Source organism: Chelativorans sp. ZYF759 (assembly GCF_012911015.1).
GTDB lineage: Bacteria > Pseudomonadota > Alphaproteobacteria > Rhizobiales > Rhizobiaceae > ZYF759.
The window spans coordinates 1-23377 of the sequence record NZ_WVVV01000012.1 but is presented as its reverse complement, the minus strand read 5'-3'; the positions used below and the strand labels follow the sequence as shown (position 1 = coordinate 23377).

Genomic DNA, 23377 nt, shown 5'->3' with positions numbered 1-23377 from the left:
GCATGAGCGAACCGCTTCTTTCCGTTCGCGGCCTGACCGTCGAGTTCCCGACACGGCACGGGACCCTGACGGCGCTGGACGACATCTCCTTCGACATCGCGCCCGGCGAAGTGCTGGGCATGGTGGGCGAATCCGGTGCCGGCAAGTCGATCACGGGCTCGGCCATCATCGGGCTGATCGAACCGCCCGGCCGCATCGCCAAGGGCGAGATCCTGCTCCACGGCAAGCGCATCGACAATCTCTCGCCGCCCGAGATGCGCAAGGTGCGCGGCCGCAAGGTCGGCATGATCTTCCAGGATCCGCTGACCTCGCTCAACCCGCTCTACCGCATCTCCGATCAGCTGATCGAGACGATCAGGGCGCATCTGCCGCTGTCGGAAGCAGAGGCCCGCAAACGTGCCATCTCGCTGCTCGACGATGTCGGCATCCCGGCGGCCAGCCGGCGCATCGACGATTACCCGCACCAGTTTTCGGGCGGCATGCGGCAGCGCGTCGTCATCGCCCTGGCGCTCGCGGCGGGGCCGGATCTCGTCATCGCCGACGAGCCGACCACCGCCCTCGACGTCTCCGTCCAGGCGCAGATCATCGACGTGATGAAGAAGCTGTGCGCGGAAAACAACGCCGCCATCATGCTGATCACCCACGACATGGGCGTGATCGCGGAGACGGCCGATCGCGTCGTCGTCATGTATGCCGGGCGCATTGCCGAAATCGGCCCGGTCAAGGATGTCATCCGCGACGCCAAGCATCCCTATACGCAGGGGCTGATGGGCTCGATCCCCTCGCTCACCAGCGAACTCGAGCGGCTGGTGCAGATCCCGGGCTCGATGCCGCGGCTGTCGGCCATTCCGCCGGGCTGCCCGTTCAACCCGCGCTGCCCCAAGGTCTTCGACCGCTGCTATGTCGAACGTCCCGACCCCATCCCGAGCGGCACGCGCGACGTGGCCTGCTGGCTCTATGACCGCGACGAGGTGGCCGCATGAGTTCGCCGCTGCTCGAGGTCAAGAACCTCTCGCGCACCTTCGACGTCTCCAAGCCCTGGCTCAACCGGGTGCTGGAACGCAGCGACAAGATGTTCCTGCGGGCCGTGGACGACGTCTCCTTCACCATCAACAAGGGCGAGACATTCGCGCTGGTCGGCGAGTCCGGTTCGGGCAAGTCCACCATCGCCAAGCTGATCGTCGGCCTGATCGAACCCAGCGAGGGCGAGATCCTGTTCGACGGCCGGTCGCTGACGAAAGGGCTGAAGGGAGCCGAGGCGCGACGCCTGCGCAGCCGCTTCCAGATGATCTTCCAGGACCCCTTCGCCAGCCTCAACGCGCGCTGGCGGGTCAACGACGTCATCGCCGAGCCGCTGGTCGTCTTCGAGAAGGGCATGAACGCCGCCGCCCGCCGCCAGCGGGTGGGCGAGTTGCTGACGCTGGTGGGGCTTTCCCCGCAGGACGGCGTCAAGTTCCCGCACCAGTTCTCCGGCGGCCAGCGCCAGCGCATCGCGATCGCGCGCGCGCTCGCGTCCAACCCGGATTTCATCGTCTGCGACGAGCCGACCTCCGCGCTCGACGTCTCGGTGCAGGCACAGATCCTCAATCTGATGAAGGATCTGCAGAAGGAATTCGGGCTGACCTACCTCTTCATCAGCCACGACCTGTCGGTCGTGCGCCACATGGCCAACCGGATCGGCGTTCTCTATCTGGGCAGGCTTGCGGAGGTCTCCGATTCCAGGACGCTCTTCCGCCAGCCGCGTCATCCCTACACCCGCATGCTGCTCGATGCGGTGCCCGATCTCGAAATGTCGGGCCGACAGCGCAAGCCGGTGGAGGGCGAGATTCCCAATCCGATCGACCCGCCGCCCGGCTGCACCTTCCATCCGCGCTGTCCGTTCGTTTTCGACCGCTGCCGCGTGGAAGTGCCGCCCTTGCTGCCCAACGGCGTCAGCGAAACCACTTGCCACGGTGTGGAGGAAGGTCGAATCTGACCGGATTCGGCCGCGTACCGGCCGTGCAGCGATATCAATGGAGGGGACATGCCGCAGGAGAATTGGGTCGACGAGGTGTTGGCTTTCTGGTTCGAGGAACTCGGGCCGGCTGATTGGTATGCCGGTGGCGAGGAACTGGACACCAGGATCAGGAGCCGCTTCACCGACCTTCACCAGCGCCTGAAGACGGAACTGTCGGTCGACGAGATCGATGACGCGCGCACCGCGCAGGCGGCCATCATCGTGTTCGACCAGTTTCCGCGCAACATCTACCGGGGAACTGCCGAAGCCTTCTCGACCGACGACATGGCTGTCCAGATCGCGCGGCGCGCGCTGGATGCGCAGTTCGACCGCGACCTCTCAGACGACGAGAAATCGTTCATCTACATGCCCTTCATGCATTCGGAGATCCTCGCCGACCAGGAGCGCTGCGTGGACCTTTTCCGCGCGCTTTCCAACGAGGAAGGGTTGAAATACGCCATCGACCACCGCGACGTCGTCGCCAAATACGGTCGGTTCCCGCATCGCAACAAGCCGCTCGGGCGCGAAAGCACGCCGGCCGAACTCGAATTCCTGGAGTCCCATCCGGGCTACGGTCAATGAGCAGATTCCCGACCCGAGGGAGCGCGGCTTGCACAGCCTGCACTCCGCGGCCTAGATATGTGCGAAACCATGCCGCCAGGCAGGCTGGAACCCAGTCTACCGCCAGCGGTTGAATGTGCGTCCGCTGCCGGCGGGCGCCTAACAAATTCCCGGAGGAGTGAACACGTGGCCAAGACAACGACCCGCAAGACGACCGCAAAGGCTGCTGCCAGCAAATCCGCCAAAGCCCAGCCCGAAGGCAAGGCCCAGGAGATGACGGATCCGACGCCGTCCAAGACGGCCACCTCTCAGGAGCCGGCCAAGGCCGGCGCAACCGCCAAGGGAAAGAGCACCTCGTCCGCCGCGAAAGCCAAGACCGCGGCGCCCAAGGCTGCGAGCGCCAAGGCCGCGAAGGCACCCGCCGCCGCAAAGACGACTTCCGCGCCGAAGGCGGCCGCCGCGTCGAGCCGCAAGGGCAAGGCTGCACCGAAAGCCGCCGAGAGCCCTGATCCGGCGCCCGCGCAGTCGAAGGCTGCCGTCGCCAGAACGCCCGCCAAGTCGGGCGCGACCACCGGCACGAAATCATCCACCAAGGCGGCCGCGACCAAGGCGGGCACGGCCAAGGCGGCCCCTGCCAAGGCGGCCACTGCCAAGGCGGGCACTGCCAAGTCGAGTGCCGACAAGCCGAGCGCAGCCAAGGGCAAGACCGCCAAGGCGAACGCCTCCGCGGCGAGTTCAGCTAAAGCTGCCGCCCCGAAAGCCGCTGCGGCTGCCGCCGCCAGGCCCAAGGCCGCCGCGTCGGGCAAGGGAACCGGTAAGGGAGCCGGCAAGAAGACCGCGACAACCAAGGCCACGCCGGCCGCCAAGTCAGGCACGGCACCGTGGCTCGCCAGCTACCCCAAGGGAATCGCCGCCGAGATCGGGCCGCTCGAACATCAGTCGATCGCCGATCTGCTCGTGGCTTCCTGCCGCCAGTATTCCTCCCGCCCTGCCTTCACCTGCATGGGCCGCGAGATGGCCTATGGCGAGCTGGAGACGCTGTCGGCGCAGTTCGGCGCCTATCTCCAGTCCACCGGCCTGGCGAAGGGATCGCGCGTCGCGATCATGATGCCCAACATCCTCCAATATCCCGTCGCCATGATGGGCGCGCTCAGGGCGGGCTACACGATCGTCAACGTCAACCCGCTCTACACGCCGCGCGAGCTCGAACATCAGCTCAACGATTCAGGCGCCGAGGCGATCGTCATCCTGGAGAACTTCGCCCACACGCTGCAGGCGGTTAAGGGCAAGACCAAGGTCAAGCATGTCGTCGTCGCCTCGATGGGCGATCTCATGGGCAGCCTGAAGGGATTCGTCGTCAATCTGGTCGTGCGCCGCGTGCGCAAGATGGTGCCGTCCTGGAACCTGCCCGGCCACGTGAAGTTCAACGCCGCGCTCTCCAAGGGCAAGTCCGGCAGCCTCAGGAAGATCGTGCTCACGCCCGACGACTATGCCTTCCTGCAATATACGGGCGGCACGACGGGCGTCTCCAAGGGTGCGGCGCTTACCCATGGCAATGTTCTGTCCAACGTCGCCCAGAACGAATTATGGGTGCAAGCGCTGTTCAACGACAAGAAGCGGCCCGACCAGCTCGTCTACATCTGCGCGCTGCCGCTCTACCACATCTTCGCGCTCACGGTGAACGCGATGATGGGCATGCAGCAGGGCGCGCACAACATCCTCATCCCCAACCCGCGCGACATCCCGGGCTTCGTCAAGGAGCTGCAGAGCCACAAGTTCCACATCTTCCCGGGGCTCAACACGCTGTTCAACGCGCTGCTCAACAATGACGACTTCAAGAAGATCGACTTCAAGCCGCTGATGCTGACCATCGGTGGCGGCATGGCCGTCCAGGCTCCGGTGGCGGAGCGGTGGAAGAAGCTCACCGGCAGCACGATCTGCGAGGGCTACGGTCTGTCGGAGACATCGCCGGTGGCGACCGCCAACCGCTTCGACAGCACCGAATTCACCGGCACGATCGGCCTTCCCCTTCCCTCCACCGAAATCGTCATCCGCGACGAGGACGGCAAGGACGTGAAGCTGGGCGAGATCGGCGAGATCTGCATTCGCGGACCGCAGGTGATGAAGGGCTATTGGAACCGCGACGACGAAACCGCCAAGGTCATGACCAAGGACGGGTTCTTCCGCTCCGGCGACATGGGCTTCATGGACGAGCGCGGCTACGTGAAGATCGTCGACCGCAAGAAGGACATGATCCTCGTCTCGGGCTTCAACGTCTATCCGAACGAGATCGAGGAAGTGGTCGTGCAGCACCCCGGCGTGCTCGAGGTCGCAGCCATCGGCGTGCCCGACGAGAAGTCGGGCGAGGTGCCGAAGCTCTTTGTCGTCAAGAAGGACGACAAGGTGACAGCCGAGGAGATCATCGAGTTCACCAAGGACAAGCTGACGGCCTACAAGCGCCCGAAGCACGTCGAGTTCCGCAAGGAACTGCCGAAGACCAATGTCGGCAAGATCCTGCGGCGTGAACTGAGGTAGACAGACCTACCTGGCCTGCCCGATCTTAAAGAGGTCGGGCAGGTCCGCCACCGAGTCCAGCACCATGTCGGCCAACGGCGCGAGCTTGTCGCGCGTGCCAGTGCCCGACAGGACCGCCACGACCAGCCCGGCGCCAGCCGCGCGGCCGGCTTCGAGATCGTGCCGGTTGTCGCCGACCATCGCCACCTGCGTCACCTTCAGCCCCGCCATGTCGGCGAAGGCCGTCACCACGTCGCCCGCCGGCTTCGGATTGGCCACCGCGTCATAGCCGTAGACGGCATCGAACATCTGCGCGACGCCGAGCGAGACCAGCGTGCGTTCCGCCCCTTCGGTGGAATCATTGGTGGCCACCCCCAGCCGCATCCCGGCTTCGCGCAGCGTGCCGATCGCGTCGAGCACCCCCTTCACCGCCACAGCACTGGACGCACCTTGCATGGCCGTGACCCGGTCGAAATGCGCGATGCGGGCGCGCCGCGCCTCGCGGTCGAGTTCGGGATGCCAGAGATCGACGATGTCGGCGTTGGTTCCGGCCGCCGCCACGGAATCGGCGCGAAAGCAGGCCTCCCGATGGTCATAGCCCGCCCTGTCCATGAGCTCGTCGGCCAGCGTGCGGTCGCCGCCCGCCGCCTCCAGCGCCATGCTGTCGGCCACCGCATGCCAGGTGGCGTGGAAATCGATCAGCGTGCCGTCCTTGTCGAACAGTACCCCGCGAATGTGCTCCCACCTGCTCATCTGTCGTCCCTCAGGCGATGGAGGTGGGCGAGCAACCCTGCCGTGGAACCGTCGCGCGCGCCGGCCCCTTCCCGGCCCTGCACCACCGGCAACAGCCCCGTGGCAAGCTCCTTGCCGAGTTCGACGCCCCATTGGTCGAAGGCATTGATGCCGAACAGCGTCGCCTCGACGAAGACCCGGTGCTCGTAGAGCGCCAGAAGGCGCCCCAGCGTGTGGGCGTCGAGCACGCGGTACATGATGGTCAGCGAAGGGCGGTTGCCCGGAAAGACGCGATGCGGCGCAAGCCTGTCGGCATCCGCCGCGCTCGTTCCCTTGGCGACCAGCTGGGCCTTCGCCTCGGCCAGGGTGCGCCCCTTCAGCAGGGCTTCGGACTGGGCCAGGCAGTTGGCGAGCAGCAGGTCGTGATGCTCGAACAGCTCGGCCTCATGGGCTTCTGCCGCGACGAGGAACTCGACGGGAATGACGTCCGTGCCCTGGTGCAGCAGCTGGAAGAAGGCGTGCTGGCCGTTGGTGCCGGGCTCGCCCCAGACCAGCGGCCCGGTCGGCGTCTCCACCGGCGTGCCGTCGAGGCGCACGCTCTTGCCGTTCGATTCCATGTCGAGCTGCTGCAGGAAGGCGGGAAGGCGGGCAAGGCGCTGGTCGTAGGGGATGACGGCCCGCGCCGGCCAGCCGCAGATCACGCGGTGCCAGTAGCCCACAAGCCCCATGAGGACGGGCAGGTTCGTGGCGAGCGGCGTCTCGGCGAAATGCCGATCCATCTCATAGGCGCCGGCCAGGAGATTGCGAAACCCGGCCGGACCGATCGCCATCATGATCGGCAGGCCGATGGCCGACCAGAGCGAATAGCGGCCGCCGACCCAGTCCCAGAAGCCGAAGACGCGATCGTCTTGAATGCCGAAAGCGGCGACCTTGTCGAGCGCGGTCGAGACGGCGGCGAAATGCGCGCCGACCGCATCCGCGCCCAGCGCATTGCCGATCCAGTGCCGGGCGGTGTCGGCATTGGTCATGGTCTCGATCGTGGTGAAGGTCTTGGAGGCGATGATGAAGAAGGTGGTCGCGGGGTCGAGCGCCTTCAGCGTGTCGGCAATGTGGGCGCCATCGACATTGGAGACGAAATGCGCGCGCGGCCCGTCGTGGAAGGGGGCCAGAGCCAGGGTGGCCATGGCCGGCCCGAGATCGGAACCGCCAATCCCGATATTGACGACATCGGTGATCGGCTTGCCGGTCGCCCCGCGCACCGTGCCGCCGCGCAGCGCGTCGGCAAACTCTTCCATCTGTGCCAGCACGGCGCGCACGTCGCCCGTGGCGTCGCGGCCATCGACGGCCATGGGGGCGCCGGACAGGTTGCGCAGGGCCACGTGAAGCACGGCGCGATCCTCGGTGGAATTGATGTGCTCGCCCGCAAACATCGCCGCGCGGCGCGCTTCCAGCCCGGCGCTCTTGGCGAAGCCGACGAGCGCGGTGAGATCATCGGCGGTCAGCGCGCATTTGGAATAGTCGAGCAGCAGGTCGCCCTCCGTCGCCGACAGGTCGTCGAAGCGACGCGGATCGGCCTCGAAGGCCGCCCGGATATCGAGGGGGCCTTGCTCCCCGTAGCGGCGTTTCAGTTCGGCGAGGGCAGTCTGGAAATCGGCCATCTGGCGGGCTTTCGTCCTTGAGCGTTTGCCGGGCGCACCACTTAGGACGGCTCGCAGCACCCGTTCAAGCGGGAAATCCCCCGCGCTCCGAAAGCCCCGCGGCTTATGGCCCAATCTCCACTCATCACTGGCACAAAAGCATAACATCAAAAAAAATCATTGGAGTATTGCATTGGTCCAGACTTGAGGCGCGCACGGGCCGCGCATAGGCTGCCCCCTCTCGTGGAGGAACCCGAATGGCTCAACGCACCGATCCCGCCATCTGGTCCGGCCTTTTCCGGCTATCGCCCGATTCGGGTCAGACCCTGCAGGCGCAGATCCGCCAGGCCATCGTCGCGGCCATTCTGGATCGCCAGATCGCCGCATCGATGCCGCTGCCCTCATGCCGGGTGCTGGCCGACCGGCTGGGCGTGGCGCGCGGCACGGTGGTGCTGGCCTTCCAGCAACTCGTCGACCAGGGTTTCCTCGTCGCCAGGGAAAGGCGCGGCCATTTCGTCAATCCCGACGTGCTGGCCTCGCCACCGGCAGGCGCACCCTTCGGGGACCGGGCGCTTTCCGCCATCGACTGGAAGGCCCGCCGCCGGATCGCGGCGACGGACCTGCCGGAGCCCACCAAGCAGGACAACTGGATGAAGGCTCCCTACCCCTTCGTCTATGGGCAGTTCGACCCGGCCCTCTTCCCAACCGCGGAATGGCGCGAGTGCAACCGCATGGCGCTGGCCGTTCTGGAAATCCGCGACTGGGCGGGCGATCGCATCGACCAGGACGATCCGCTCCTGATCGAACAGATCCAGGCGCGCCTGCTGCCCCGGCGCGGCATCTTCGCCAATCCGGACGAGATCATCGTCACGCTGGGGGCCCAGAACGCGATCTACATGCTGTCGCGCCTCCTGATGGGAACCGGCACCCGGGTGGCCATGGAAGATCCCGGCTATCCCGAAGCCCGCGACGTGTTCCGGCTCTCGGGCGCCGAGGTCCTGCCGACACCCGTCGACGGGGACGGGCTCGATGTCGGCGCGATTCCCAAGGGTGCGGACTATGTGTTCGTGACGCCCAACCACCATTGCCCCACCATGGTGGCGATGAGCGAGACCCGCCGCGCGGCACTCCTGGCCGATGCCGAGGCCAATGACCGCGTGATCATCGAGGACGGTTACGACAGCCAACTGGCGGACGATGCCCCGCAACAGGCGCTCAAGAGCGTCGATCGCTCGGGCCGCGTCATCTATGTCGGCTCGATGTCGAAGACACTGGCGCCCGGCCTGCGGCTGGGCTTCATCGTCGCGCCCGCGCCGCTGGTGGCCGAGTTGCGCGCGCTACGGCGCTTCATGATGCGCCACCCGCCGGCCAACAACCAGCGCGCGGTGGCCCTCTTCCTCTCGCTCGGCCATCACGAGGCGCTGGTGCGGCGGCTTTCCTCGTCCTTCCAGGAACGGCGCGAACGGCTGATCTCGGAACTGCGGCTCCAGATGCCGGAATGGAAGATCACCCGGACCTCGGGCGGCACCTCCGTATGGCTCGAAGGCCCGCGCGGTTCGGATGCGCGTGGCGTGGTCGAGGCGGCGGCGGCCCGCGGGGTCGTCACCCAGGCCGGAGCGCGTTACTTCGACGACGCCGAGACCGGCAGCCGCTTCCTCAGGCTGGGCATATCGTCAATCCCGCTCAACCACATCGAGCCCGGCATCCGCGAGCTCGCATCGGCCATCGGCCGGCGGTCGGCGGCCGCCTAGTCACAGGAGAGTTCGGACAGCCAACCGTTGGTGGGAGAGCCGACATCGGCCACCTTCCATCCGTCCCGGTCGACCAGCCGCCACATGACCTGGCTGCGGTGGCCGAAATTCGAGAAGCTTGCCACCACCTCGGCCTCCTGCCCGTCCACCGTCTGGGTCAGTTCCAGCGATTCGGCGATGCCTTCGTCGTGATCCTGTCCGTCGACGGCGATGAGGAAGCCGAGGCAGAGGTCGCCCTCTTCGGCCATGCGGCGGTCCCCCTCCAGCACGCTCAGTGCCGGGTCGGCGAAAAGCGCCAGCGAGCCATCCTCATATTCGAGGCCGATATGTTCGTAGAAGGGCCGGACCGCGTCGGCCGGTTCGGCGGCGAGAGCCGGCACAGCCATGCCGGCGAGGAGGAGGATTGTCAGGAGATGGCGCATTGTGGGAACCCGATCTGCATGTCGATCGCCATCAGAGGCGGTGCGCACATTCCGACAGCCTGACGGTACGGTCAACAGTTTCGGGCAACACCTGACGCCGCCGTACCGAGGCAGGTCGCGGCAAGCGGCCTGCGGTCATCTGATCGGGGAAGTCCGGGTGTCTTGGTGGAGCCAGGCGGAATCGAACCGCCGACCTCTTGAATGCCATTCAAGCGCTCTCCCAACTGAGCTATGGCCCCATCAACCCTTGCGGGTGTTGTCGGTCCCGACTTGCGGGAGGCGCGGGCTGGTCCGTGCCCCGACAGGAAGCGGCTTCTAACCGGGAGCCGCCCCCTTGGCAAGCCCGAAATGCGGCTTGCCGTTCAGGCGAGGATCAATTTTCGTCCTCGTCGTCCACACCGATGATATCCGACACGTCGTCATCGTCATCGTCGTCGTCGGCGGCCAGGAAAGTGTCGTCGTCATCATCGTCGATCTCGACGTCTTCCTCGTCCTCGATGCCGGGAATGGCATCGCCGTCGCTGTCGTCTTCCTCGGCATCCTCGAGTGAAACGATCTCCGGGGCGCTCTCGTCCTCGGTCTCGACTTCCTTTTCCTCGACCTCTTCCTCTTCCTCGACGCGGCTGCCGCCGGTCTGGAAGAAGGAGAGCGGGTAGCTCATGCCCGTATAGGGCGAAACGATCGGATCCTTGTTCAGATCGTAGAATTTGCGACCCGTTTCGGGGCAAATGCGTTTGGTGCCGATGTCGGATTTTGCCACGTGAAGCCTCTTCGTGCTGGCTGTGTCCTGCGGGCCGGTAGGCCGCCTCATGCCGCGCCGGGCATCTTCGCGCCCAAGCGCGGCGGGCTGTCCGTACCGAATGCGCGATGGTGAATTTGGCGTCCCCATAAACACTTGGCCGGCACCTGTCAAAGCCTATGTGGCGCCGGATGTCGGGGGGCGCCGCAACGGGGCAAGGCAGGGGTGACCATACCGTCGCCTCATGCTAGGAGGATGCCCGCATTCCGGCCGGGCGAGGAGCGCCGCGGCGCATCTTCAGACAGGACGCAATGACCAAGGACGCTTCCCCTGTGCCCGCGACATCCAGGCGCGCGGGCCCTCTGTCGGGTACAGCCCGCGTGCCCGGCGACAAGTCGATTTCCCATCGCTCGCTGATGTTCGGCGGCCTTGCCTCCGGGCGCACGCGCATCACCGGCCTGCTCGAAGGCGAGGACGTGTTGCGCACGGGCGAGGCCATGAAGGCCATGGGCGCGCATATAGAGCACGCGGGCGACGAATGGATCGTCGACGGCGTCGGCAATGGCTGCCTTCTCGAGGCCGCCGAACCGCTCGATTTCGGCAATGCCGGCACGGGCGCACGGCTCACCATGGGTCTGGTCGGCACCTACGACATGAAGACTCGTTTTGTCGGCGACGCCTCGCTGTCGTCCCGCCCCATGGGCCGTGTGCTGGCGCCCTTGCGCCAGATGGGAACGCAGGTGCTGGACGCGGTCCCCGGCGACCGCATGCCGCTGACGCTGGCCGGACCGAAACATGCCGCGCCCATCACCTATCGCGTGCCCATGGCGTCCGCGCAGGTGAAGTCCGCCGTGCTTCTGGCCGGCCTCAACACGCCCGGCGTCACCACGGTCATCGAGCCGGTGGCCACGCGCGACCACACCGAGAAGATGCTTGCGGGCTTCGGCGCCGCGATCGAGGTGGAGGTGGATGGCGACGGCGCGCGTCACATCCGCATCCAGGGCCAGACGCGGCTTCAGGGACGCGACATCGCCGTGCCCGGCGACCCCTCCTCCGCCGCCTTTCCGCTCGTGGCGGCGCTCATCGTGCCGGGCTCCGACGTCACCATCGCCAACGTGCTGATGAACCCGACCCGCACCGGCCTGATCGACACGCTCCTGGAAATGGGCGCGAGTATCGACATTCTCGACCGGCGCGATGCCGGTGGCGAAGAGGTGGCCGACCTCCGGGTCCGCGCCTCCGACCTCAGGGGCGTCACCGTGCCGCCGGCGCGCGCTCCCTTCATGATCGACGAATATCCGGTGCTGGCGGTCGCGGCCGCCTTCGCCGAAGGCGACACGGTCATGGACGGGCTCGACGAACTGCGCGTGAAGGAAAGCGACCGGCTTGCGGCCGTCGCCCGCGGTCTGGAGGCCAACGGCGTGGCATGCAGCGAGGGCGAAGCCTCCCTCGTCGTCAGCGGCCGGCCGGGCGGCAAGGGATTGGGCGGTGGCACGGTGGCTACCCATCTCGACCACCGCATCGCCATGAGTTTCCTCGTCCTGGGGATGGCCTCCGAAAAGCCCGTCACCGTCGACGACGCCCGCATGATCGCCACGAGCTTCCCGGAATTCATGGTTCTGATGGGGCAGCTTGGCGCCGCCATCGATCAGGACTAGTGCCGATCATGTCGCGATTTGGCGAAACGACGACAACCCGCTAGAAGAACCTTTCAGGCGTCGCCAGGCTCTCTGGCACGCACCCGCCGAATTCATGAACGCTGCTGAATGAAATCTCTTCCGAACTGCTACGTTATCGCAATCGACGGCCCCGCCGCTTCGGGCAAGGGCACCCTCGCCCGCCTCATCGCCGAGCACTACGGCTTTCCCCATCTAGACACCGGCCTGACCTATCGCGCGGTGGCGCGGACCCTGGTGATCGAGGACCTGCCGCTGGACAATGAGGAACTCGCCGCCCACGCCGCCGCCAATATCGATCTCGCGCATCTCGATAGGGATCTGCTGTCGGCCTACGGCATTGCCGATGCGGCGTCCCAGGTTGCCGTCATGCCCGCCGTGCGCCGCGCCCTGGTCGAAAAGCAGCGCGCCTTTGCCGAAACGCCGCCCGGCGCCGTCCTCGACGGCCGCGACATCGGCACCGTCGTATGTCCGGACGCCGACGTGAAGCTCTACGTGACGGCGAGCCCGCAGGCGCGTGCCGAGCGCCGGCATGCCGAGATTCTCGAGGCCGGCGGCAGCGAGAGCCTGTCGGAGGTGCTGGCCGGGATCCGGCGGCGCGACGAACGCGACATGGGCCGCGCCGATTCCCCGCTCAAGCCGGCGGAGGACGCGCACTTGCTTGACACGTCCGAAATGGATATAGAAACCGCGTTTCGCGCGGCGATATCCATCATCGATGCAGCTCGTGCGGCGGGACAGCATAGCTGAGACGACAGGCGGCGTTCGATCGCCCTCGCGTGAGAGGGGTCGGCGGCGCATTTCGGCTTTGAGCGAACTAAACCGGGTGACGGCATCAACGAGCGCCGGATGCAGGTCACTCTTACGAAACACCAACCCGATGGCGCCGCTCGATCTGCCAGATATGGCCGACGGGCATCCCAGGAGCACCAATGTCAGAACTCAACCCCAACCGTGACGATTTCGCCAGCCTTCTCAACGAATCCTTCGAAGAGCGGGATCTGGCCGAAGGTTCGGTCGTCAAGGGAATTGTTACGGCCATCGAAAAAGACATGGCCATCATCGATGTGGGCCTCAAGGTCGAGGGCCGCGTCCCGCTGAAGGAATTCGGCGCCAAGGCCAAGGACGGCACGCTGAAGCCCGGCGATGAAGTCGAGATTTATGTCGAGCGCATCGAGAACGCGCTTGGCGAAGCAGTCCTGTCGCGCGAGAAGGCTCGCCGCGAGGAGAGCTGGGTCAAGCTCGAGGTCAAGTTCGCCAATGGCGAGCGTGTCGAGGGCGTCATCTTCAACCAGGTCAAGGGCGGCTTCACCGTCGATCTGGACGGCGCCGTGGCCTTCCTGCCGCGTTCGCAGGTCGACATCCGTCCGATCCGCGACGTCAGCCCGCTGATGCACAATCCGCAGCCCTTCGAAATCCTCAAGATGGACAAGCGCCGCGGCAACATCGTCGTTTCGCGCCGTACCGTTCTCGAAGAGAGCCGTGCAGAGCAGCGCTCCGAGATCGTCCAGAACCTCGAAGAGGGTCAGGTGGTCGAAGGCGTGGTCAAGAACATCACCGACTACGGTGCGTTCGTCGACCTCGGCGGCATCGATGGTCTGCTGCACGTCACCGACATGGCCTGGCGCCGCGTCAACCATCCGACCGAAATCCTCAATATCGGTCAGACGGTCAAGGTGCAGATCATCCGCATCAACCAGGAAACCCACCGCATCTCGCTGGGCATGAAGCAGCTGGAAGCTGATCCCTGGGAAGGCATTGGCGGCAAGTACCCGCTCGGCAAGAAGATCACCGGCACGGTCACGAACATCACCGATTACGGCGCGTTCGTGGAGCTGGAGCCGGGCATCGAAGGCCTCATCCACGTCTCCGAGATGAGCTGGACCAAGAAGAACGTCCACCCCGGCAAGATCCTGTCGACGACGCAGGAAGTCGACGTGGTCGTGCTCGAGGTCGATCCGGTCAAGCGCCGCATCTCGCTGGGTCTCAAGCAGACGCTCGAGAATCCGTGGGAAGCCTTCGCGCGTGAGCATCCGGTCGGCAGCCAGGTCGAGGGCGAGGTCAAGAACAAGACCGAGTTCGGCCTGTTCATCGGCCTGGAAGGCGATGTCGACGGCATGGTCCACCTGTCGGATCTCGACTGGAACCGTCCCGGCGAGCAGGTGATCGAGGAGTACAACCGTGGCGACATGGTTCAGGCGCAGGTTCTCGACGTCGACGTCGAGAAGGAGCGCATCTCGCTCGGCATCAAGCAGCTCGGCCGTGACGCCATCGGCGAAGCCGCGGCTTCGGGCGAACTGCGCAAGAACGCGGTCGTCACCTGCGAAGTCACCGGCATCAAGGACGGCGGCATCGAGGTGAAGCTGGTCGATCACGAGTTCGACGCCTTCATCAAGCGTTCGGACCTGTCGCGCGATCGCGACGAGCAGCGCCCCGAGCGCTTCTCGGTCGGCCAGAAGGTCGATGCCCGCGTCACGCAGTTCGACAAGAAGACGCGCCGCATCACCGTCTCGATCAAGGCGCTGGAAATCGCCGAGGAGAAGGAAGCGGTTGCCCAGTTCGGCTCCACCGATTCCGGCGCCTCGCTCGGCGACATCCTGGGCGCCGCGCTCAAGAAGCAGGGCAAGGACGACTAGTCCTTTCTCGGACAAGAATTGCCAAAGGCCCGTCGGAAATTTCGGCGGGCCTTTTTTCTTTGCCCCAGCCGGCTGGAACGAAGACGTCCCTTGCCACGTTCCTCTCCCGACGGCCCGCCACTTTGAGGGCCAGTAACCTGAAGGAGACGCGCCATGAATTGGGATCGTATCGAAGGCAATTGGGATCAGTTCAAGGGCAAGGCCCAGCAGCAGTGGGGAAAGCTCACCAATGACGATCTCGACGTCGTCAAGGGCAAGCGCACCGAGCTCGTCGGCAAGATCAAGGAGCGCTACGGCAAGGCGCAGGACGAGGCCGAACGCGAAGTCGACGACTGGCTGTCGCGCAGCTGACCATCGCGGTCATGCGGCATGATAATACCCGACGGCGCGGATTCTAGGATCCGCGCCTTTTTATTGTGAAGAGAGGTCAGATACCGTCCGGATGCCTGTGGGCCGCCCAGGGTCGCCAATGCGTCGGGTTGACCTCCAGCAGTTCCCCTGTATCCGCCCGCGCCCAGCCCCTGTCGGTCCGCTTGCAGGCAAAAACCAGCGCATGCGTGCCGTCATGGTCGATGACGGCAAGTTCGATCTTCAGATCGAGGGGGGCGGTTGAGGCAGCGTTCCACATCACCGAGAACTGACCCCACCCACAACTTTCCGCATTGATCTGAATCAGAGACGGATCGGCCCGTCGAGCCATGCAAAAAAAAGACCGGGTCCCGGAGGACCCGGCCGCATGCCGGAAGCTTGCCCGGGCCTCTAGCCCTGGAGGCACTCGGCCAGCGAGGTCGTCAGGTTGCGGATCAGCTCGAAATAGAGCTCCTGCCCGTCGTCCAGTTCGGCGCCCAGTGGATCGAGGACACCCGCCCTTGCCGGCGTGCCCTCGGTCACCACCTCGACCAGGCGCGGCTCGAATTGCGGCTCGGCGAAGACGCAGGCGACCTCGAGTTCCTGGATGCGGGTGCGGATCTCCTCGATACGCGCAGCTCCCGGCATCACCTCCGGGCTGACGGTGATGGAACCCGCCGCCGTGATGCCGAAGCGGTTCTCGTAATATTGATAGGCATCGTGGAAGACGACGAAGTCGCGCCCGCGCACATCCGCAAGTGCCGCATCGACTTCGGCCGAAAGCTCGTCGAGACGCGCCTGCAGGGCCTCGCCATTCTCCGCGAAGGTGGCGGCATTGTCGGGATCGGCGGCCGAAAGCGCCGACACGATCTCACCCACGAACACTTTTGCGTTCTCGGGATCGAGCCACATATGCATGTCGTAGGCCCCGTGATGGGCGTGATCGTCATGCCCGTCATCGTCATGGCCGTCATCGTCGTGCGCATGAGCGGCGTCTTCGTGATCGTGGCCATGGTCGTCATGGGCGTGGTCGTCGTGCCCRTCATCGTCATGGCCGTCATCGTCGTGCGCGTGAGCGGCGTCTTCGTGATCGTGGCCATGGTCGTCATGGGCGTGGTCGTCGTGCCCRTCATCGTCATGGCCGTCATCGTCGTGCGCATGAGCGGCGTCTTCGTGATCGTGGCCATGGTCGTCATGGGCGTGGTCGTCATGCCCGTCATCGTCATGGCCGTCATCGTCGTGGGCATGGCCGTGATCGGCGTGCCCATGATCGTCATGCGCATGCCCGTGGTCGTCATCCCCGTGCGTGTGGGATTCGAAAGGTCCGCCCTCGCGGAATTCGAGCCGGGTCAGACCTTCGGACTCGCTCAGTTCCACGACCGTGGCGTTGCTGGCCAGGGTGGTCAGCGCACCCGACAGGAACATTTCGAGGTCGGGACCGACCCAGAAGACCACGTCGGCGCGTTCCAGCATTGCGGCCTCGGAGGGACGCAGCGAATAGGTGTGCGGCGAGCCCGCGCCACGCACGAGAAGGTCCGGCTCGCCGACCCCTTCCATGACCGCGGCAACCAGCGAATGTACCGGCTTGATGGAAGCGACCACATCGAGCGCGTGGGCTGTCCCCGTGGCGCACAGCGCCATGGCCGTCGATGCCAGCACAACCCGTCTGAAGCTCTTCATCACATTCTCCCTCTTGATTTCTCGGTCACGATCGATCGCAAGCTAACGTTATGACATTACGTCCAATTGCGAAACGCTATAACGTGTGCCATATGCCGTGGGCAACCCCCGACGGAACCAGGATGCTGAAGCGAACCGACAGTCTTGCGCCCGACACGCTGGTCGCCCTTTCCGGCGCCGGCGTGAGGCGCAGCGGGCGCTGGCTCGTGCGCGGCATCGATCTCGAGGTGCGCCGCGGCGAGATCGTGACCCTCATCGGGCCCAACGGTTCGGGCAAGAGCACGACCGCGAAGACGGCCATCGGTGTCATCAAGGCGGATGAAGGCTCGGTGCGGCGCCAGCCGGATCTGAAGGTGGGTTACGTCCCCCAGAAGCTCACGATCGACTGGACGTTGCCGCTGACCGTCGAGCGCCTGATGAGTTTGACCGGCCCCCTGCCCAAGGCCGAAATCACGGAAGCGCTTGTTGCCGTGGGCATCGCGCATCTGGCAGGCGCGGAGGTGCAGCACCTGTCCGGCGGCGAATTCCAGCGCGCGCTTCTGGCCAGAGCGCTTGCCCGCAAGCCGGATCTGCTGGTGCTCGACGAGCCCGTGCAGGGTGTGGATTTTTCTGGCGAGGTCGCGCTCTACCAGCTGATCCGGGACATTCGCGACCGCACCGGCTGCGGCATCCTCTTGATCTCGCACGATCTCCACGTCGTGATGGCCGACACCGACACCGTTCTGTGCCTGAACGGCCATGTGTGCTGCCGCGGCACGCCCGAGTCCGTCGTTGCCGATCCGGAATATCTGCGCCTGTTCGGGGCGCGCGCGGCCGAGACGCTGGCCATCTACCGGCACCGCCACGACCACACGCATCTGGCCGACGGCCGCGTGATGCATGCCGACGGGACGATCACCGACCATTGCCACCCCGAGGACGGCCACCACCACGACGACCATCATCACGGCGAGGGCCACGACCACGGAGCCGGCCATGCTCGATGATTTCTTTTCCCGCGCCATGGTCGCCGGCATCGGGCTGGCGCTGACGGTCGGCCCGCTCGGCTGTTTCATCGTGTGGCGGCGGATGGCCTATTTCGGCGACACCATGGCGCATTCCGCCCTGCTCGGCGTCGCCATCTCCTTCCTGTTTTCCATCGACATCACGATCGGCGTCTTCGTCGTGGCGTCCCTTGTCTCCCTCGCGCTGCTCATGCTGCAGAAAAGGGGTGCGCTTTCGACCGATGCCCTTCTCGGCATCCTGTCTCACTCGACGCTGGCGCTCGGTCTCGTCATGGTGGCCTTCATGACCTGGATCCGCGTCGATCTGATGGGTTTCCTCTTCGGCGACATTCTCGCCGTCTCGCGCATGGACATCGCCACCATCTATGCGGGCGGCGTGGTCATCCTGGGTCTGGTGGCGTGGCTGTGGCGCCCGCTGCTGGCCTCCACCGTCAACGAGGAACTGGCGGAGGCGGAAGGCCTTTCGCCGGAGCGCTCGCGCCTGGTGTTCATGCTCCTGATGGCGCTGGTCATCGCCATCGCCATGAAGATCGTCGGCATCCTGCTCATCACCGCGCTGCTCATTATTCCCGCGGCCACGGCGCGCCGCTTCGCCGCGACGCCGGAACAGATGGCGGTGCTTGCCTCGTTCATCGGGGCCGTCGCCGTAACGGGCGGCCTGTTCGGATCGCTGCATTACGACACGCCTTCCGGCCCCTCGATCGTGGTGGCCGCGCTGGCGCTTTTCATTATAAGCCTCTTGCCGGCTGGTCTGTTGTACCGGCGCCAGACAGCGGAGGGCCATCGCCGATGACGTCCCATCAGAAGCTTACCCGCAACCAGGCACTGGTTCTGGGCTCGCTGGAGAAGGCAGGTCAGCCGCTTTCGGCCTATACCATCCTCGACCAGTTGCGCGATGACGGCCTCCGCGCACCCCTGCAGGTCTACCGGGCGCTCGACAAACTTCTGGAGTCGGGCTTGGTTCACCGGCTGGAAAGCATCAACGCTTTCGTGGCGTGTTCCCATCCGCACAGCCACAGCCACGGCTCGGCCGCCTTCGCCATCTGCGAAAGGTGCGGGCGCGTGGACGAGTTCTCCGATGCGGTCGTCCAGAAACGGCTGGCAAGCTGGTCGTCGGAACATGGCTTCAAGCCAAGTCGGACCACGGTGGAAATCCGCGGCGAATGCGCGGCCTGTCTGGGCAACTGACGGCGCCGGCTAGATGGGCTCGGTGCCCGGCTCAGGCTGCTCGATCTGCTCCAGGGGAGCCGTCAATGTCCAGCAGACACGGCCGTCGAGCCGGTGGTAAGTCGACGAGCCGAACAGCGACTGTGGCGTTGCGCGTTTGAGCACCACGCTGCCGAAGCCCTTGCGGTCGCTTATATCGGTGATGAGCATCGGCTCCGAGGTGTCCTCGGTCCAGGACAGCAGGAACCGCTTGCCATCCGCTCCGTCCTCGATCCCCCAGGCGACATCGACGGCCCCACCACGCGCCAGCACGCCATATTTGGCGGAGTTGGTGGCGAGTTCATGAAAGGCCATGCCGAGCGACTGCACGGCGGTCGGTGTCAGGACAAGAGGCGGGCCTGCCAGCCGGACGCTGTCCTGGCCGCCGAAAGGCTCCATCTGCTGCAGGATCAGTTCCGCCAGGGAGGCGCCCCGCCAGTCCCGGTTCACGAGCAGGTCATGCGAACGGGCGAGCGACATGATCCGCTCGCGCAGCTTGGTCTCGAATTCTTCCGACGAGCCGGTGTGCTTGAGGGTTTCGCGGACCATCGAAAGGATCACCGCATATTGATTCTTGACCCGGTGGTTGACCTCGCGAAGCAGCAATCGGATGCGCCTTTGCGTCTCCTTCCGGGCCGAAATGTCGCGTGCGATCTTCGAGGCGCCCACGATCCGTCCATCATGGGAGCGGATGGGTGAAATGGTCAGCGATACGGGCACGACCGAACCGTCCTTCCGGCTGCGCACGGTCTCGAAAGTTTCCACGCGTTCGCCCCGCCTTATGCGCGCGATAATCTGCGCTTCCTCATCGAGATGGCTGGGCGGGACGAGCAGGAGTATGGATTGGCCGACAGCCTCCTCCGCCGTATAGCCGAAAAGTCGTTCCGCCGCCGGGTTCCAGCTCGTGATGATTCCGTCGAGATCCTTGCTGATGATGGCATCGAAGGAGGATTCCACGATCGCCGCCAGTCGCGCGTCGACGAGCGCATCGCCGGTTCCGTCAGAACTGTCAAAAGAGGCAGCTTCATCCTGTTTCATGTCAAATGATAATCGCGTCTTCAGTCGAAGACAGCAACAACAATTCCCGCCTGTTGGTTCCGGCGCCCGGCAAGGGCTGCTCATCGGCACGCACCCGAGGACGCATTCGCCGGTCGCCCTTCCGAGCTTGGAACAAGAATCGGTCCAGTCGCTTCGGACGTCGAGAACATCGGGTCGCGTCAACCGGACACGGCGACATGGGACACAGGATCGGTTTTTCCGGTTTCCCGCCTGGCCATGGGATTGGCTCCCATCCCTGCCTCGCCCGACCCGGTGTTCTCGTCCTCATCTCAAAACATTCCGGGCTGGCACAGGGCGAGCGGCCTGGCATAAACGGCAGTCGTTGCGCATGGGCGAACGCCTCGTTACGTTCGTCGCCGACAGGCATGGCTGCACGGGAGGTACGAGGATGACCGGATTGACGCGCCGTCGGCTTCTGGCGACCGCCTTCGCCGCGGCCGCGCTACCAGTGGCGGCGCGGGCCCAGGACGCCCAGGACGAGTTCTCCTATGACGGCATTCTCCCCTTCCTGTGGGATGCGCATGTGGTGCGGGATCTCGTCCTGCTTTCGGATATGGGCGAGGAACAGACCATCCGTTATGTCGGCCGCGACTTCCATTCGCGTACCGGGCTGGTCGCCGCCGCACGGCTGATGGGTGCCTTCGAGACAAGGCAGCAGGCCACCCGCTATCTGGAGGGGCTGTCACAGGTCGACGAAGCGCAGTTCTCGCCGGAGGCGATGGCCTCGCAGATGAAGGTCATCGAAGAACTTCTGCGGACCAACCTGCCGCTGATCCCGCGCACGGGCTCGGTTCAGCCGGTGCGCCTGGCGCTCGTGGAACCGCCGCCCTTCGTGCCGCCTGAAGACCGGGCCATCCTTGCCCGCATCATCGCCGACACGCTCGAAATCCATCCCGAGGATCTGCCCGAGGGCGAAGCGCTCGACAACTCCGGGGAACTCACCGAACTCCTCGACGAGTTGCTTGCTCTCACGCGCGACGAAGAGTGGAACGCCCTTTCGGACAGAGCCGAAAGGCTGCTTGTGGTTGCCGTCGTCCCCGACCGGATCGCCACGCTGCGCGGTCCGGCACGTCCGCGGGTGCTTTATAACCTCGCGGTCGCTTGCGTCCCGCTGATCGGCTGGACCTACATGACCGCACGCCTGGTGGCAGGAATCCGGCGCAACCGGCACCGGTTCTCGTTCGGCTGAGGGCGGCGAGCTGCGCGCGCTAGCGCAGGGGATATTGCGCGGCCAGCTGCTTGCGCTGGCGCCAGCCGCTTTTTTGAACCGCCATGACGGTGGTCGGGACGAGCGAGATTTCGTCGCCCTCCTTTCGAAGACGAAACCGGCGGCTGGCGCCCACAAGATCGTTGCGCGCCGTGTAGACGGCGAACACGGTCACTTCCATCTCGTCCACCTCTTCAGGCGAGGCCGGTCGCTTGTCGGGCGGGATGGTCTGCAGCACCATCTCGACAAGCCGCGAGAACTTGCCGAGATCGAGCAGGTCGCCCTCGGCCACCGGTCCCTGCGCCGTCGTCTCGATGGCCATGCGCGCGCTCTGCCCTTCGTGGAGTTTCTCCGTGTCGGACACCACCCGGCTGAATTTCTGCTCCCCGACAGTGACCTCCACCTTGACCGCCTGCACGTAGATCGGGCTCGGGCTCATGTTGGCGACAATGCAGCGGCTTTCCAGATCCTCGCCGGCGCCCCGGTTGATCAGGATGTTCGGCCGGTTCTGCTTCTTGAATGTCACATGGAGAAGGTGGAAATAGCCCAGCCAGACGAACAGCATGGCGGCGTTGAGAACCACATTGATCGTGTCTGAATTGTCCGTCACCCAGGACCACATCAGCCTGTCTCCTTCTCTCCTCCATCCTTCGCCGGCCCTCGGACGTCTTCCAGCTTGTCGACGTCGACCCCCCTTCCGGCGGTGAACGCCTTGGCAAGCTTCTTCAGCGCCTTGGGGTCGAGCCTGCGCCCGGCCTGCCCGTGAATTTCGGACAGGAAATCGCGCTGGGCACGCCGCGGCCTGCCGGCCAGAACCGTCGCCAGCGTCAGGACGTCGAGCACGATCGTCTTCTCGTCGTCGTCGAGCCGGTCGAGATTGTCGCGATCGGACTCCCAGTCCGTCTCGATCTCCTCGCGTTCGGGATCGACCTCTTCGACCAGTCGCTTGATGAGCAGGATATAGTTGGGGTGGGCGTCATAGCCACGCATCACCGTCTCGGCCACGCCGTGGAGCAGGATGTCGACGGCTTCCTCGCTCAGCCCGCCATCGTGGGACTTGATGAGATCCACCACCGTCTCGATGGCGCCGGGACCGAGCGTGCGCAACCTGGCCTCGTCGACGACACGCCAGGTGATCCAGGCGTTCCAGATCGCATAAAGCGGGATGGCAAGCAGCGGGATGAAGCCGCGCAGGGCCGCTCTTGCGAAGACGCGCCGCATCAGGATGCGCAGGATGAAGCTGGAGGCGCCGACCTTCGCCTTGTAGAGCAGGTTCTGGGCGATCAGGCGCCAGCGCGGCATCAGCGCGTAGGGGTCGACGCCGTGGACCACCTGATGCGGGTTTGGCGATTCCAGCGCGGCGCGCGCCAGCCCGACGGCGAGGAATTCCGAACGGTCTTCACCGTCGAGCGGCGCGCCGATCAGCCCGTTCAGACGTGCCGTCGCATCCAGCGCGTTCCAGTAGAGAAAAGCCATTTCCACAACGGTGATGACGCCAACCAGCGCATAGAAGGCGGCCCAGTAGGGAAACTGGTCCCAGAACGGCATGTCCTCGATACCGCCGCGATAGACCAGCCGCAGCCAGGCCTCGCTGCCGCCGATGATGGCGCCCGAGACCAGTCCCGACAGCACGGCCCAGGCCACGGCGTTGCGACGGATACGGGAGAGTTCGGACGTGTCGACGCTGGCGGGGTCCGGGCTGCGTTCCTTGCGCCCGGACCGTCTCTCCAGATACAGGCTTGCCCGCCGCTCGAGCACATTCGGCTCGGGCAGTTCCTGCGCCTGGGACGACGCGCCGCTCATGTCTTTTCGGGCGTCGAGATTCTGTCCTCCGCCGGATCGATTCCTTGCCTTGCGCGAGATCAATGATGCAAAGCGCGATGAGTTGCAATTTTGAGTCGTTCTAAGGAGTGTGAGGCCAGACTTTTGCGAAAGCGCGCTTTGGCCGCACCACAAATTAGGGACAGGGTATTGCGTCTGAGCGCACAGCTTGCACATAAGGCGCAGCAGCTTATAATTGTTCTAATGAGAGCCGGACTATGAATTTCGACGCCTTTTTTGCCGAGAGGCTGGCTGCCTTGCACGATGAGGGACGCTATCGGGTCTTTGCGGATCTGGAGCGGCGGGCGGGGTCGTTTCCGCGTGCCAAGCGTTTCGTGGGGGAGGAGGCGCGCGAGGTCACGGTCTGGTGCTCCAACGACTATCTTGG

22 protein-coding genes, 1 tRNA gene and 1 pseudogene are annotated in these 23377 nt (G+C 65.2%); 14 read left to right on the top strand and 10 right to left on the bottom strand.

Going from position 1 to position 23377, the window contains the following annotated elements:
• The first annotated feature begins 2 nt into the window (after positions 1 to 2).
• The 4 genes from GRZ55_RS17320 to GRZ55_RS17305 all read left to right on the top strand — a co-directional run bounded on the left by GRZ55_RS17320 (position 3) and on the right by GRZ55_RS17305 (position 5092).
• Positions 3 to 983, top strand: coding sequence for an ABC transporter ATP-binding protein (locus GRZ55_RS17320; RefSeq protein ID WP_169288218.1), 981 nt, complete (start codon positions 3 to 5; stop codon positions 981 to 983).
• Positions 980 to 1975: an ABC transporter ATP-binding protein gene (locus GRZ55_RS17315; RefSeq protein ID WP_169288217.1), complete on the top strand. Its 996-nt coding sequence runs from the start codon at positions 980 to 982 to the stop codon at positions 1973 to 1975. Before GRZ55_RS17320 ends, GRZ55_RS17315 begins: the two co-directional genes overlap by 4 nt.
• 48 nt (positions 1976 to 2023) lie before the next feature.
• A complete protein-coding gene (locus GRZ55_RS17310; protein WP_169288216.1) occupies positions 2024 to 2578 on the top strand; it encodes a DUF924 family protein in 555 nt (184 codons plus the stop codon).
• 165 nt (positions 2579 to 2743) lie between these two features.
• Positions 2744 to 5092: a long-chain-fatty-acid--CoA ligase gene (locus tag GRZ55_RS17305; protein ID WP_368856637.1), complete on the top strand. Its 2349-nt coding sequence runs from the start codon at positions 2744 to 2746 to the stop codon at positions 5090 to 5092.
• A 6-nt stretch (positions 5093 to 5098) separates the two neighbouring features.
• On the opposite strand, the gene GRZ55_RS17300 is transcribed toward GRZ55_RS17305, so the two are convergent.
• Both GRZ55_RS17300 and pgi read right to left on the bottom strand, forming a co-directional pair.
• Positions 5099 to 5824: an HAD family hydrolase gene (locus GRZ55_RS17300; RefSeq protein ID WP_169288215.1), complete on the bottom strand. Its 726-nt coding sequence runs from the start codon at positions 5822 to 5824 to the stop codon at positions 5099 to 5101.
• A complete protein-coding gene (gene pgi / locus GRZ55_RS17295; protein WP_169288214.1) occupies positions 5821 to 7461 on the bottom strand; it encodes a glucose-6-phosphate isomerase in 1641 nt (546 codons plus the stop codon). The genes GRZ55_RS17300 and pgi overlap by 4 nt, the downstream gene beginning before the upstream one ends.
• Positions 7462 to 7697: 236 nt before the next feature.
• Between pgi and GRZ55_RS17290 the strand changes: the two genes are divergently transcribed.
• Entirely contained in the window at positions 7698 to 9191 is a 1494-nt protein-coding gene (locus tag GRZ55_RS17290) for a PLP-dependent aminotransferase family protein (protein WP_169288213.1), read from the top strand.
• Here GRZ55_RS17290 and GRZ55_RS17285 read toward each other — a convergent pair.
• The 3 genes from GRZ55_RS17285 to GRZ55_RS17275 form a co-directional block, all read right to left on the bottom strand.
• A complete protein-coding gene (locus tag GRZ55_RS17285; RefSeq protein ID WP_169288212.1) occupies positions 9188 to 9613 on the bottom strand; it encodes a hypothetical protein in 426 nt (141 codons plus the stop codon). The genes GRZ55_RS17290 and GRZ55_RS17285 overlap by 4 nt on opposite strands.
• 163 nt (positions 9614 to 9776) lie before the next feature.
• Positions 9777 to 9852: transfer RNA gene (locus GRZ55_RS17280), tRNA-Ala, on the bottom strand.
• 134 nt (positions 9853 to 9986) lie between these two features.
• Positions 9987 to 10373: a TIGR02300 family protein gene (locus GRZ55_RS17275; protein WP_169288211.1), complete on the bottom strand. Its 387-nt coding sequence runs from the start codon at positions 10371 to 10373 to the stop codon at positions 9987 to 9989.
• A gap of 290 nt (positions 10374 to 10663) precedes the next feature.
• On the opposite strand from GRZ55_RS17275, the gene aroA reads away from it, so the two are divergent.
• The 4 genes from aroA (at position 10664) to GRZ55_RS17255 (ending at position 15015) form a co-directional block, all read left to right on the top strand.
• A complete protein-coding gene (gene aroA, locus GRZ55_RS17270) occupies positions 10664 to 12010 on the top strand; it encodes a 3-phosphoshikimate 1-carboxyvinyltransferase (RefSeq protein WP_169288210.1) in 1347 nt (448 codons plus the stop codon).
• 108 nt (positions 12011 to 12118) lie between these two features.
• The gene (cmk, locus tag GRZ55_RS17265; RefSeq protein ID WP_169288209.1) at positions 12119 to 12778 is read left to right on the top strand and encodes a (d)CMP kinase; all 660 of its coding nucleotides are present in this window, start codon (positions 12119 to 12121) and stop codon (positions 12776 to 12778) included.
• A gap of 182 nt (positions 12779 to 12960) precedes the next feature.
• Positions 12961 to 14664, top strand: a complete 1704-nt coding sequence (rpsA, locus tag GRZ55_RS17260) for a 30S ribosomal protein S1 (RefSeq protein ID WP_169288208.1) — start codon at positions 12961 to 12963, stop codon at positions 14662 to 14664.
• Positions 14665 to 14817: 153 nt separating this feature from the next.
• Positions 14818 to 15015, top strand: a complete 198-nt coding sequence (locus tag GRZ55_RS17255; RefSeq protein WP_169288207.1) for a CsbD family protein — start codon at positions 14818 to 14820, stop codon at positions 15013 to 15015.
• A gap of 76 nt (positions 15016 to 15091) precedes the next feature.
• Here the strand turns inward: GRZ55_RS17255 and GRZ55_RS17250 are convergent, their stop codons facing one another.
• Both GRZ55_RS17250 and GRZ55_RS17245 read right to left on the bottom strand, forming a co-directional pair.
• Complete coding sequence (locus GRZ55_RS17250) at positions 15092 to 15292, bottom strand: hypothetical protein (protein ID WP_169288295.1); 201 nt, start codon at positions 15290 to 15292, stop codon at positions 15092 to 15094.
• A 131-nt stretch (positions 15293 to 15423) separates the two neighbouring features.
• Entirely contained in the window at positions 15424 to 16692 is a 1269-nt protein-coding gene (locus GRZ55_RS17245) for a zinc ABC transporter substrate-binding protein (protein WP_169288206.1), read from the bottom strand.
• Positions 16693 to 16814: 122 nt separating this feature from the next.
• Here GRZ55_RS17245 and GRZ55_RS17240 point away from each other — a divergent pair, with 122 nt between their 5' ends.
• From GRZ55_RS17240 to GRZ55_RS17230, 3 genes are read left to right on the top strand one after another with little or no spacing between them, the layout of a single operon-like run.
• A complete protein-coding gene (locus GRZ55_RS17240) occupies positions 16815 to 17678 on the top strand; it encodes an ATP-binding cassette domain-containing protein (RefSeq protein WP_169288205.1) in 864 nt (287 codons plus the stop codon).
• Positions 17668 to 18489 carry a zinc ABC transporter permease subunit ZnuB gene (znuB, locus tag GRZ55_RS17235; RefSeq protein WP_169288204.1) on the top strand — a complete coding sequence of 274 codons (822 nt, stop codon included), beginning with the start codon at positions 17668 to 17670 and terminating at the stop codon, positions 18487 to 18489. The genes GRZ55_RS17240 and znuB overlap by 11 nt, the downstream gene beginning before the upstream one ends.
• A complete protein-coding gene (locus tag GRZ55_RS17230) occupies positions 18486 to 18884 on the top strand; it encodes a Fur family transcriptional regulator (RefSeq protein WP_169288203.1) in 399 nt (132 codons plus the stop codon). Before znuB ends, GRZ55_RS17230 begins: the two co-directional genes overlap by 4 nt.
• 9 nt (positions 18885 to 18893) lie before the next feature.
• Here GRZ55_RS17230 and GRZ55_RS17225 read toward each other — a convergent pair whose 3' ends face one another.
• Complete coding sequence (locus GRZ55_RS17225; protein WP_169288202.1) at positions 18894 to 19940, bottom strand: sensor histidine kinase; 1047 nt, start codon at positions 19938 to 19940, stop codon at positions 18894 to 18896.
• A 409-nt stretch (positions 19941 to 20349) separates the two neighbouring features.
• On the opposite strand from GRZ55_RS17225, the gene GRZ55_RS17220 reads away from it, so the two are divergent.
• On the top strand, positions 20350 to 21150 hold the full coding sequence (locus GRZ55_RS17220; protein WP_169288201.1) for a hypothetical protein: 801 nt from the start codon (positions 20350 to 20352) through the stop codon (positions 21148 to 21150).
• Between the two features lie 19 nt (positions 21151 to 21169).
• Here GRZ55_RS17220 and GRZ55_RS17215 read toward each other — a convergent pair whose 3' ends face one another.
• The gene (locus tag GRZ55_RS17215; RefSeq protein ID WP_169288200.1) at positions 21170 to 21790 is read right to left on the bottom strand and encodes a hypothetical protein; all 621 of its coding nucleotides are present in this window, start codon (positions 21788 to 21790) and stop codon (positions 21170 to 21172) included.
• Positions 21790 to 22971, bottom strand: coding sequence for a hypothetical protein (locus tag GRZ55_RS17210; protein WP_169288199.1), 1182 nt, complete (start codon positions 22969 to 22971; stop codon positions 21790 to 21792). The genes GRZ55_RS17215 and GRZ55_RS17210 overlap by 1 nt, the downstream gene beginning before the upstream one ends.
• A 236-nt stretch (positions 22972 to 23207) precedes the next feature.
• Here GRZ55_RS17210 and GRZ55_RS23470 point away from each other — a divergent pair.
• A pseudogene (locus tag GRZ55_RS23470) lies at positions 23208 to 23377 on the top strand (5-aminolevulinate synthase); the annotation flags it as partial.